Consider the following 14,020-nt stretch of genomic DNA (forward strand, 5'->3'; position numbering starts at 1 on the left):
TTAGAGGTTATGACCACTAATTTTATCATCTATAAAGTGTAAAGTGTCCAACAAAATCACGATCATTTCTAGGATCATTTAATTTTACAACATACCAATAATCGCCTGTAGGCAGCTCAATGCCATTATATTTTCCATCCCATTTATCACCCACACGTAAGGTTGCTATCTTACGACCATACCTATCAAAAATATCCACCGTTAACTCTGTATATTGTGAGGCACAACCTGGCCCCCAACCTTCGCTATTAGGCGTAAAATAGTTTGGTATACATACATCAACAAATTCAAAATATCTTGTGGCAGAAACAAAACAACCATTACTATCGGTTACCGTAACCGTATAGTCGCCAGATGCGTAAATAAGGAATCTATTTTCGTTTCCATAATCTTCTCCATTTAAAGTGTACACATAAGGCGCTTCTCCTCCAGAAGTTAGGGCTACAATTTGGTTAATATCACCATCTTCTAGTACTAATTGTAATGGGTCTAATTGTGAGATATCAAATAATTCTGTGCGTTGTATACAACCATTTGTATGCCTTACATCTATATAATGACCTATTCCTGGCGGAACATCAACAAACACATTGTCAGCTTGATAAGCCCCACTATTTAATGCATAATCTAAATCTGCCAAATTGGTTATACTCGCATCAACAGTTACGGTAACCGTATTACTAGATACATTATTTACACATCCAAACTCAACAATAACTTCTGGGTCAATTAATACAGATTCTGGGAAAGTAATATTCCATTCGGTTTCACAACCTAGATTGTCTCTTACATATACAAGATGATCGCCACCTGCTAATCCAATAAAATCAAATTGGGTTTGTGTTAAAGTTCCTGTGGTATACGGACCATCTATATCATCTAAACTGACACTATAAGGCAATTCCCCTCCAGAAATCTCAATACTAAATTCACCATCTAAATCACCATCACAAATTTCTGGAATAATTGAATTTGCAACAATATTAAGAGCTACCGGTATAGGATCTTCAATAATAAAATCAAAGATTATAAAGCAACCCAATTCATCTTGAGCTATGGCTTGGTAATTCCCCGGAGATAAATCCTCAAAAATTGGGGATTCAAAAAACTGGTTCAATTGTGGGGATATGGCATATTTTATAATACCTGTTCCTCCCGAAGCTGTTATATCTAAACGGCCATTATTTGTACCTGGACAAGTTACATTAGTCGCCAAGAAATTAACTAATAGTGGTGTATTAGGTTCTGTAATAGAAATTTGAGCACTTGTTGTTAAACAATCTCCACTTTCTACCTCTACTTGGTAGGTTCCTGGTGGAAGTTCCGTAAAAATACCCGGACTATTTTGAGTTACTGGTAAAATAGCGTTGCCAGATATATCTTGCAAGGTATACACATAACTTCCTAAACCACCTTCAGCGGTAGCTACTATAACACCATTATCATCACCAGCACAGTTAATTGAGGCGTTCATGGCATCCAAATTAACCAACAATGTTGGTAAAGGATCTATAGTGATTTCGTTAGACACATTTGCGATACAAGCATTGGCATCTCTAACATAATATTGATATGTTCCGTTTGATACTGGAATGGTTATTGAAGATGAAAAAGTACCTATAATTGTTACAAAAGAAGCTGTATCACTATATTCATAAGAACCGGTTCCTCCAGTGGCACTTAAAGTTAGTGTGGCATTTGTTAAACAGGTTTGAGACGTTTCTTTTACTAAACTCACTTGAACTTGAGTAGGGTCGTTAATAGTAACATCTACGGATGTAAATGAACAATTATACCCATCGGATATCACAACATTATAAGTCCCACTTCCTAAACCATTAAAAACAGGAGTTGTTTGAGGTCCGGATGAACTAACTGTTGGCAAAACCTGATTAAGTGTATATGAATAATTTGTTCCTTCTCCGCCAGTAACAGCACTTACTGTTATCGTGGCATTTGTATCACCAAAACAAGACAATAAATTAGTACTAGCTGTAATAGTACCATCTATTGGTGTTGGTAAATCCAACATTACATTTTCAGAGGCAATACATCCTCCAGCATCTCTAACATTAACGGTATAAGCTCCGGCAGATAAATTTGTAAATGTGCCGTTAGGCGAATATGACACTGTTGCCATACCAGTTAATTCATATTCATAGGTTCCCCAACCACCATTGGCGATTGCCGTAATAGTGCCTTTATCGTCATCACAAGTGACATTAGATGTTTCTGTAGCCACCAGCGTCAAAGCCTCTAAAGGTGTTGAAATAATCACATTTGATGTTGCTGAACAAAATGGACTCGCCGTTTCTGTTATAACAACTGAGTAAGTACCAGCTAACAACCCTGTAACGACTTCTGGGTTTGTTGATGTATTGGCTCCAACACTTCCAAATACAGATGCACTAGAACTATCAAATACTTCATACGTATAAGGGCCTGAATACCCACTTACATTAATTTCGAATGTACCGCTATTATCCCCAAAACAGGTTACTGCTGTTGGTGATGTTGTAAAGGTTGGTGGTGTTGAAGTTGGTAAAACTATCGTAGCATCTTCTGAACATGAGGTTGCTGTATCTGTTATGGTTACTGTATAAGTTCCTGATGGAACACCAGAAAACACATTTCCTATTAAACTTATTGAAGCTGGATTAGGGCTTATTGAATAAGTATATGACCCAGTTCCTCCAGATCCTGTTACACTTATCTGTCCATCATCATTATTACAGGTTGGTATTGTTGTTAATGTTGGAATTAACCCTATAGGCGCTTCAATATCAACAGAAACTAAATTTCCACATCCATTAGCATCTTGGATTTCAACAGTATGTGTTCCTGATGATAAATTAGAAATAGAAAAAGGAGCCGTTCGTGTTTGGAAAGCACCACCATCTATACTATAACTGTAAGGCGCTATTCCTGTAGTGATTATGGTTACATCAATTTCAAAATTGCCTTCGGTTACCGTACACTGATTATTTAATATTGCTGTAATTGAAGGCTCTGGATCTGATGATAAGACCAAAACAGGTGTCGATCTTATACAACCATAGGCATCAATAACATGGGCATAATAACTATTCGCTCCAACATTGAATGTACTAACAGGCGCCCAAGATGGGTCTGTTGCTAAAGGTGGTATTGCCGATGTTGTTAATTGATATAAGTAAGGTGATGTTCCATCTGTTGCAATAGCACTTATACGTCCTGAATTTGGGCTACAATTAGCATTTTGATCTATGGTGGCACTAATGGTTAAATCATTAACGGACTCTGTGATATTAAAAGGCACTGTTACCACACTACACCCAGCATTAGGTCCTGTAGTTTCAGTAATTAAAACAAAATAAGTTCCAAAAGGTAGTGGCCCTAAATTAGATACTGGAAGTGATCCCCCTGCTGGTACTGTACTGGTACCGCTAATAGTTGTAGAAGTAAATGATAACAAATCAAATATTTCATAATTTACATCTGTAGGCACGCCGTAAATACTATTCACAGTAAAAGAAACAGTTCCATCTGCACTACCCACACAAGTAATATTATTTGATGTCAAGGCGCTTCCTGTTAAAGTTGAATTTGTTGGAATTGGAGCCGTTGCAGTTTCAAAATAACTACAGCCCGTTGAAACATCATAAACTATAAACGTATAGGTTACTCCTGGGATTAAACCTGTAAATGTGGCATTCTGACTTCCTGGAAAATCTTCAGCTATCCACGTGCCTCCTGGTGGTGGTGGCGGAATAACACCTCTGTAAATATCAAAGAAAAAAGGCCCTGTACCTACTAAGGTTGTACCTATATCAACTAAGGCTTCTCCCCCAGTAATACAATCTGCTGTTGTGTTTATTGTAATATCTAAATCATTTGGTGGTGATGCTACCAATACATCTTGAACTAAAACAGAACAGCCATTAGAATCTACGACATTAATTTGATACAATCCGAAATCAACCACATCAAAAGTCGTTGAAATGGTACCTGAAGCATTAAGCTCAGAAGCTGAATAGCCATTCGTACCGGTTACATAATAATTATAAGGTGCAGTTCCACCTGTCACGCTATTTATAATTACTGATCCTTTTGAAATTCCAAGCGCTCCACAAGTAATAGGTAGTGCCGTTGATGAAACAAATATCGGACTTGGCTCGGCTATTGTAATGGTTTCTATATCTGTACATAAATTTGCATCAGTTAAAGTAATCGTATAATCGCCAGCTGATAGACCAGAAGTCTGTGTACCATAATTTACCCCTGTTGTATCGTTATTTACATTAATAACAAAAGGCGCTGTACCTACTGCATTATTGATTGTAATGTTAATGGCTGCATTCGAGTCGCCATGACATAAAATAAGCTGTGTTTGTATAACAGAAGTTATTTCTGGTAATGAAATTGCATTAATGGTTTGTACTCCAGATTCTGCAATACATCCATTAGCATCTGTTATTTGAAATTGGTAAGTACCATCGGTTACAGCAGTATGATTAAATGCTGTTCCTGCAACTGCGGATGGAACACTATAAGTAGCGCCATTAAACGATACTGCATAAGTAAAAGGTCCTGTGCCTCCAGAAATAGTACTTGCAATGATACCATCTGGTGATGCTGTACAATCTAAACTTTTTGTTATAATTGTACTTACCGTTAACGGTGGTAATGGTGCAATAGTATAAGATTCACTATAAAAGCAATCATTGGCATCTCTAACTTGAAATGTATAAGTATCAGGTGTTAAACCTGTAAAAATATTTGATGATTGATATACTGTAGCCGAAGCTGCTGGTGCTATGATTTGATATTCTAATGGAGCTACGCCTCCTGTTGTTCCTGTTATTGTGACATCTGAAGTAAGAGTCGGACAACTTAAAGGGGTATTGCTAAGCGTTAAATCCGTTGGTGGATTTAATGGATCTATAGTAATTGGAGCTGTTAAGAATGTACAATCATTAGCATCTCTAATCATTACAATATATGTTCCATCTATTAAACCAGAAAATGTCAGTCCCGTTTGAAATGTTACGCCATCAAGACTATATGAATAAGGTCCTATTCCGCCAGAAACTCCTGAAACGGTTATAATACCATTAGTTGCACAGGTATACGGAGTGGTTAATGTTGCTGTTCCATTAATTGCAGTTTGTGAGGTAATACTTATGATTTGCGGTGCAGACAGACAAACATCTGCTCCTGCTATATATCGTACAATGACATCATAGTCTCCTACGGCTAGTCCTGCAAAAATGGGTGAACTATAAAATGTTACACCATTATCAATACTATATTCCAAAGTATTTCCATTGGGATTGGTTACATTAAAACTAATTGTTCCAACATCACCCGCATCAAAACATAAAATATCTGTTTTAGTAACTGTAAAATCTGGAGCTGGTGTTGCATTTACTGTTATGGATGTATCTGCAGAACAGTTATTAGAATCTACTACTGTAATATCATAAGTACCAGCGGTTGGTACGTTAATTAATGGTGTGGTTTGAAAAGTGGTACTGCCATTTACAAAATAGAAATACGGTGGTGTCCCACCTACTGGATATACCGTTATTTCACCATCTGTACAGGTTAATGGCTGAGTAAGTGCCGAAGTTACTGTTAATAATGGTGGGTCGATAATATCAATATCACCTGTAAAGGCACAACCATCTTCTGTAGAAACATTAATAGTATACGTCCCCGAATTTAGGTTTGCAAATGTGTAACTACTAGTATTTATAGGGCCTACACTATTTACTAAAGTTCCGCCATCATAAATTGAAAAGAAGTATTGCGGACGTACATCATTGGCTGCCAAAATAACGCTGCCTTGTCCACCATTACAATATGGTTGGGTAATGATTGTGGATACTGTAAAATCCCTTTGTCTTATTTGAACATCAGGAACTGAAAATATACATGGGTTTGGTGTTACCCCTATTTGTCTAACATAAACAGAATAGATATTTGGCGTATTAATTGAAAATATATTGCTTAGCTGATAGTTTACACCATCAATACTATACTCATACCCACTCGGTACACCACCTACAACAATTTCGCCTGGTGTTGTACATATAATATCTCTTGTTGTTACTGTTGGAATCAACAAGTTTGTGTACACATTAAAGTAAAACTGATTAAAACAACCGCCATCATAATTTAATGTAAGTCTATATTGCCCTGCTGTATCTATGGTGTAATTTGGTCCACTAGCAACTTGGTTCCATGTACAAGACGCATCTTCATTGGCACAATCTGAATCTGGAACAGCTGCACAACTCGTTTCATCTAATCGCTCCCATATCATGGAGGTTGTATCCGTAATATTGGTTTGAATAAATCTTGAATCGTTTGCACCACATAAAAAGAAATTGGGTAATTGCTTCCCATCATTAGGACAAGTCACAACTTGATCCGCAAAAGGAATCACTGGGTTTGTTACGTTTGCGCCAAAAGTAATGACTTCAAATTCTTGTTCTATAGATTGGCATGGTGCTATTGCTGTATTAGAAACATAATAGGTTCCAGTAGTTGTAACCGTGATTGATTGTGTACTTCCAATAATTGGAACACCCGTAGGACTCGTTGACCATGAATAGGAATCATAACCATTTGCTGCTGTTAAAGTTGTGCTTGCTCCACATAATATAACCTGCTCATTAAATGTACAATTAATGTCTGCTAAAAAATTAGTTGCAGCTGGCGTTAATAAACACCCCGTATTTGAACTAAAACTTGGATCGTCTGAAATGGTAAATGTTGGGTTTAATGTTCCATTATAAGTCGAATAGGCTTGATTACTAATAATATTAGAACAGGCATCGCTAAGCAAACTACATTCGGATACTACTGTGACTTTAAAGCGAATGTCTTGTACTGGATCAAATTCCTCAACAACATCATCATCAACGCTAAAAACCAGTTCTCTTGTTGTTGGGTCATAACTTTGTACAGTAACTCCAGAAGGCAGTAATCCCATATCAGCCGGATAGTCAAAAACAATGTTTGTTGGCAGTATATCTCTAATAATTAAGTTTGTAGCATTATCATTCCCTGTATTTTGAAAACCAATAACGTAGTTTAGCTCATCACCAAGATTAACAAGTTGACCGCCAATGTTTGTACCTGAGGCATCTTCTACTATTTTAGTAAGCACGATGTTTGGTTCGATAATATCGACTGCTAAAGCAAAAAAGTATGGAAAATAGGTGTCTCCGCTAGTTTCTAATCGAACTGTAGCCGATGTGGCGCCATTGGCAATAACGGTATTTCCTGGGTTGGGTACCGCTATAACCCCCGTATCAAAACCTAAAGTATTTGTACTATTTGGATTTCTATTATTTACAGGTAATGCACTTAATTGTGTTACTGAACTATTAAAAAAATTGGTAGCTGGTCTATCGGCAGTTGATAAATTTATACCGTTAAGTAATAATTGATCGCCTAAAATCGGACTATCGCCTTCTAAAGTTGCAAATGCAAAATTCGCCCGAACTGGTGCAGGTGCCGGAATGGTTCTGAATCCTGAAACTGGAATATCCAAGTTAGGATTGCCTCCAGGCACACTAATGGCACTAAAACCATCAAAACTTGTAATGGACTTTCCTGGTACTGTTGGGTCTTCATAGACTATAAAAAGAGACCAACCTGCTGAATTACCTGTACCATTTCTAGGTGTAAAAGCGCCTGTTTCCCCTTGAGCTGCTGATACATTTCCAACGGTATAAGTTCCTAAATCGTTTGCTAAGCTAGTTACTATAGAAGTCACATCTGCATAACAGGCATAAGGAAAACTATCGCCACCATCAACGGAGGTTCCGTTAGCTTCAAAAACAACGGTTCCAACCACATCATTATAGTCACCTGTAGGCCCTTTGAACTTTACATTAGTATAAGGCTCTGCACCATCTGTTACTGCTCCCCAATATAATCCTGCATGAATGATTTGATAACAGCCTGGATTTGGTATGTCTAAGTCTGCACTTGTAGAATTAAACGTCGATGCATCTCCATCAATATCAATATAAGTCATATCAACATTATGATTATAAACGCTATTATCATTAAAAGCATTATTATCTGGACCTAGAATATTATTTCCTATCAAAACAATATCGCCTTTTAAATCTTGATTAAATCTAGGTGTAAATGGCACAAAATTCTGTGAATACAATGTAGAACTTATAAAAAGCAGAAATAAAACAAGTCCAGTGCTTACATAAGTAGTTTTATTCATGGTTGCTATATTTAGTACTTCTTTTAATCTGGGGGTAATCAAAAAGAAATATGTCTTAGTTATATAATCTATTAAACAAGAAAGGTTATTTCGTACAAAAAAAACCTTTCATCCTTATTTAGCGTAATTAAACGGTATAAATATGGTGATTTTATTTGTAAAATTAAAGTAAGTCTGTATATTTTGTGTTTTTTATCGTGTTATTAGTTCTTTCATCGATAAAATTTAAATATTTTGTAGTATTTTATATACCTTATATAAATTGCTATTCTTCACAAAAAACAAAGCCTTGATAGGTGAAAATGTTGAATAGAATAGGGATATGTTATTTTATATCGACATGCAGAGATGGAATAAAAAGATAAAGCTGGTACCTCTAAATTCTAATTCTCAATTTTAACCATAGACATCTTACTATTGTATGGTTTACTTCCTTTAGAATTCATTGCTGATTTTGCTTGATCGATACCTTCAAATTTCTCATGATATATATAATACTTACTTGTATTGACATCATAAAAGAAGTTAATATTAGTTTGTCCTGCAGATACCGCTTTGGTTAGGAACTCATCTCTTTTATTTACATCGCTATGTACGGCTATTACCAAGTAGTAACCACTCTCAACATTTTTAATATCTTTTACAATTTGTATGTTGCTCAATTCTTCACCATGATCAAAATCTTCTGCTGTTAATGGTGTTGGGCTAACATCGGTAAATGTCTTTATTCGATCTAAGGCAGCTCTATCTTTTACATATCGATCTTGCTCGTTATCATAGGCGGCACGTTTTATTCTTCGATTCCTTTCTATTTCTGTATCCGCTTTAATAACATCAAGAGTTGATAGTAAATCCGCTTTAGCATTTGCAGTTTGTAACTGTTGTGATTTTAGTTCTAGAATTTTTCGCTTGTAGAACGTATTAGTTTCATCGTCTTTATCTCTAAACTTTTTGAGTCTATCTTTATATAAGCTTTCTAATTCCGATATTTTTACATTTTGAGATTCTATAAGCTTATCAATCTGTAATTGTAATGTTTCTAATGCTGCATTTTCGGCTGTTACACTTTTAAATGCTTTAGGTGCACTATAAATACCTTGCTCACTTAAATCATTTTCTTCTTTTAGATCGTTAAGATCTTGTTGCTTGCTAGCCACTTTTTCTCTTAATAATACTAATAAATCTTGTTGTTCGATTTTTGAGTTCTCTGTTAATTCTGTTAGACTTTTCATAGCCAAGGCCTCTCTATCTTTTGCAACATTAACCAACACACCATCTAATTCTAAGGTGTCTATCCTTTGCTCGTTTTCTTCTCTTTCAGACTTAACGCTAGCTGCTTCAGCTAACTTGGCTTGAGCCTCTTGTTCTGCTTTTACTCTTGCTGCTTCTACTAACTTAGCTTGAGCTTCTTGCTCTGCTTTTACTCTTTCTGCTTCGGCTAACTTGGCTTGTGCTTCTTGTTCTGCTTTTTCTCTTTCTGCTTCTACTAACTTAGCTTGAGCTTCTTGTTCTGCCTCTACCCTTGCTGCTTCGGCTAGCTTAGTCTGAGTCTCTTGTTCGGCTTTTACTCTTTCTGCTTCTGCTAACTTGGCTTGCGCTTCTTGCTCTGCTTTAACGTTTTCTGTTTCAGCTAAATTAACTTGGGCGTCTTGTATGTCTTTAGTTTCAGCTACACTTTGAATTTTGGCCTCTCTTCTTGCTTTGGCTTCTGCCACTAATTTTGCCCGGGTATCAGCTTTTGCTTTCACTTTTTCTGCTGCAATAACTTTTGCCTTAGCCTTTTCTTCTGCAATAGCATTTCTATCGACCTTAGGTTTATTTGTAGCTCTTCTTTTTGCTGCTATACGGCTTTTCTTTTTCTCTGTAAAAAGAAGTGCAGCTTCATCATCATCGCCACTATAATCATACCTATAACGATTTTTAAATTTATAGGCTAAAGTAATATCATGAGAGTTTCCAAAACTTGACAAATCGCCAATAGCTTTTTCGTAATTGTATTCTATGGCTATTTGCGTACTAATATTCAACCCTATACCTGCAGATATTCCATATAAACTATTGTAACCTATTTGTCCCCAAAAGCCTTTAGGGACTGTTAGCATCATAATTCCTGAAATAACGGTTTGATCTTTTTTAAATTCTGACCTAACTAAACTTGAAAATTTACTTTCATCAAAAAAGCCTCGTGCATCTAGGTAGCCTGTATACATAACATGAGCCTGAACACTTTGTTCAGGGTTATCTTCAATCATTGTCGATGTTGTTAAATTATACGCTACAAAATTGTTTATAGATACCCCAAAATCTAAAAATGTAGTTCCATAATTCAACCCTGGATTTATCGTAATCAATGTATTGGATGGTATATTATTTAATGATGGGTCGGGGGAATTTGTAATTACCTTACCATCATTTATACCACTTTTATAAAATCCAAGATTTATACCAAAAGTTAGATTATTATCTCTATTGAGGGTTGCATTATATGCAGCATTCAAAATACCTCCAAAAGTAGTTAATACACCATAGTTTTGTTGAAATACGCCAACGCCTATACCCATATTCTCTCTAAACCTGCCTGAATAACTAAACAAGTAAGTTTGTGGGGCATCATCGAATTGAACCCATTGCCTGTTGTTGGAAAAACTAATGTATTTATTTTGTTCTCTAACAAAACTAAGCGTTGGGTTAATAGCATATTTATTAAATTTAAGGGAATTCCTAACAGGCAATGTTAAGGCAACAACGCCATCATCTTGAGCGTAAAGCTGCGTTAAACTTAACAATAAAACGATATATAGTATATAGTTTTTCATGCTATTTAACGACCGTTATGGATCCTTTTTTTACATTACCATTTACGGTAGTAATAATATAGTAGTAAACTGGATTTATAGCTGCAAATGCTATTTGATTCTCTGGCCAGTTATTTTGATAGTCTATTGTTTGAAATACCACATCACCTTTAGAATTCAACACCATAATTTCAGCATTTGTTCCATTTACATAGTCTTGGGGTATAATCCAAGTATCATTAATTCCATCGCCATTTGGGCTAATTACATTGGGAATGTTTGCCACATCTGGAAATGGTGTTCTAACTTCAAAAACAAATTCTCTAGAAACCATACAGCCTGTAGTTTGACGTATTACGGCCTTATAGTTTCCTGTTTGGCTTATTACATAACGATTGCTAATAGCATCAGGAATTAAAGTATCATTAAAATACCAGATATATTCTGGATTATTAGCCGATGTAGTTACCGTAGCAACTAAGGTTTCATTTTCTTCTATGGTATTAATAGCTTCAACATCTATACTACTTGTAAAACCGGTACTTTCTAAATTAATCATAGCACTGGTCGTACAGCTTCCTAAATCTATATTTACCGAATATGCTCCAGATATATCAGTATTATACATTTGATCGGTTGCTCCAGAAATTTCTATGCCATCTTTAAACCATTGATAACTCATACCATTAATAGCACTTAATGTTGTGGGGCCTTTGCTTGAACAAAATGGATTACCTTTACTGGAATTAATACTAGATGAACCTCCTGAAGTTGACTCACTAACCGTAACCCGATTTGAAAACGAATTGGAGGTACAAGTCCCATAATTTGTTTCAACAAAATAAGTGCCTGGCTCACTTACAGATAAGGTCTCACCTAAAGCAATAAAATCGGATGTGGTCGGACTGGTTTCTTTAAACCAATTATATGTTAAAGCTGGGTATTGCAAAGGCGAATCATTTGATTCATTCCCAGGGTTATCTATGGTTAATAAATAACTACCTCCTGAACAATACACGCCCGTTGAAATTAAATTATTGATAGAAAAAGGGGTGTCCTGAATTTTATAATATGCTGCAAACGCATTGGAGTTAGCACTTGTAGCCACTGGAGCCGTACTTTTAACTCGCAATTTATAGGCTTCGCCCGAAATTGTTATAGGTACGGGAAAACTAAGTGTTGCAGGTGATGCACTTATTGTTCCTACCCCTGATGTGTAAATGGTTGTGGCATTTGAAAAATTTCCAGTAGCATCCGAAAGTTCAATCTTAAATTGATTTGTGGAACTTATGGCGGCTTCTGGAGAAAAAGTAAATGTTATATTATAGGTATTAAATGAAGGACTGGCACAAGCTTGGCTAAAACCCAAATTGGGCTTACCAATTACAATTTGTGCGTTTCCATTTTCTATGAAAGAGCACACTAAAAAAACAATATATAATATAGTAAAGTTCCTCATACTCTTTTATTTTCGTTAGTAAATAAACGTCTAGAAACAAGTACAGCCAACATTATGAAATGTGAATTAAAAGAATGACTTAATTTATGAGCGTGCTAACAGGACGTATACCATCTAGAGCTTCAATAAAGAATATATTTTAGTTATCCCTTAAATCTGGATCGACCTCATTTGAGGCTATTATTTTATTAATTCTCAATCTGAAATCTGGTCTTTTACTATGTCTTAAATCTATAAATGTTTCAGAATTTTCACTTTTAGAATACACATTAAAAAAGGCACTATTTCCATACCAATTTTCCAAGTCTTCATTATTAGAATTATTTTCAACAAAAATGTTTCCTTTACAATTATTGAAATACATAGCCGAAAACTTGATTTTTTCTAAATTCTGTTGGTTAATGCTAATTTTATCTTCTAAAATTACGGCTGGATTAAAACCAGAAATGACACTTTTATTCATATCAAGCGAGGCGTTATGTCCTACATAAACCGCTTCGTTTATTAAGCCCATTTCTATTTCAGACTTTAAATTTTCACTATCATTAACAAAAGTCAAATTCTTTGCTACAACTGATGTCCCATTTTTAGAAAAATCAACTTGATCTCTATCATCATAAGACATGACATTCAAACACCTCGATCCTGAACTATTTGACACATAAGGTGATCTTACCGCCAATGAGTTAAGTAAATTAGATTGGGATCCATAATTAAATTTATAATCATTACTGTTTGCTCTATATGAAACCATATTATACATGCTAACTGAGCCACCCCATACTTCAAAAGCATTTCCAGAAGCATAACTTACCATAATATTTTCTAAAATGGTTTCGTTACCTACGCCTGCTAATAATAATCCACTAAAGTAATTACCGTTACCCAATCTTTTACCAGCATATTCTATTCTAACGTACCTTAAAATTCCGGATACATCCTCATAATTTTCGCCACCGTAATTGGCATTAGCATAAACAGTAGCATTAAGCTGTGTGTAATATGAAGATACGGAGCCATTACCAAACTTATTGGTAGGCGCATCGCCTAGTATGATGAGTCCACCCCAATCCCCTGCTCTTTTAAAACTTCTGTTGGAAGTAAAAACTATTGGGTCCGTTTCAATACCATCAGCAATTATTTTTGCACCTTTAGTAATGGTCAATGAGGCTTCTGATTTAAAATCACCTATTATAACCGTACCAGGTTCAATGGTAAGTGTTGCGTTATTAGTGACAAAAACACTACCTAGTAACAGATATACTTCCCTTTTATACAAGGTTGTACTTTCGGTAATACTCCCAGTTAATATTTTTGTAGGTTCATCATAATCCTTTTGATTAGGTTTAAATTCTGTCCAATTATTAAGCCAATTGTTTGAGCCTATAATTCCTTTTTCTTGTTGAGCAAAAGCGGTTAATGTTGCTAAAAGAAATATTAAAACGATTTGGGTATAGCTTTTCATAGTTAAAACTAATTGTGATTCTGTAAATTAATATATGTCAAAAATAGAAATAAATCCATGAAATA

4 protein-coding genes are annotated in these 14,020 nt (G+C 35.5%); all 4 read right to left on the reverse strand.

Annotated features, from left to right (window positions below; translation table 11 throughout):
* Positions 1–25: 25 nt before the first annotated feature.
* Positions 26–8,236 carry a T9SS type B sorting domain-containing protein gene (locus tag ABD941_RS00250; protein WP_345271874.1) on the reverse strand — a complete coding sequence of 2,737 codons (8,211 nt, stop codon included), beginning with the start codon at positions 8,234–8,236 and terminating at the stop codon, positions 26–28.
* Positions 8,237–8,619: 383 nt separating this feature from the next.
* On the reverse strand, positions 8,620–11,052 hold the full coding sequence (locus tag ABD941_RS00255) for a PorP/SprF family type IX secretion system membrane protein (RefSeq protein ID WP_345271875.1): 2,433 nt from the start codon (positions 11,050–11,052) through the stop codon (positions 8,620–8,622).
* 1 nt (position 11,053) lies between these two features.
* The gene (locus ABD941_RS00260) at positions 11,054–12,454 is read right to left on the reverse strand and encodes a T9SS type B sorting domain-containing protein (protein WP_345271876.1); all 1,401 of its coding nucleotides are present in this window, start codon (positions 12,452–12,454) and stop codon (positions 11,054–11,056) included.
* A gap of 175 nt (positions 12,455–12,629) precedes the next feature.
* Positions 12,630–13,955: a hypothetical protein gene (locus tag ABD941_RS00265; RefSeq protein WP_345271877.1), complete on the reverse strand. Its 1,326-nt coding sequence runs from the start codon at positions 13,953–13,955 to the stop codon at positions 12,630–12,632.
* Positions 13,956–14,020 lie beyond the last annotated feature (65 nt).

Origin of the sequence: Flaviramulus aquimarinus (assembly GCF_039543205.1) — a bacterium.
In the GTDB taxonomy this organism is placed as follows: Bacteria; Bacteroidota; Bacteroidia; order Flavobacteriales; family Flavobacteriaceae; genus Flaviramulus_B; species Flaviramulus_B aquimarinus.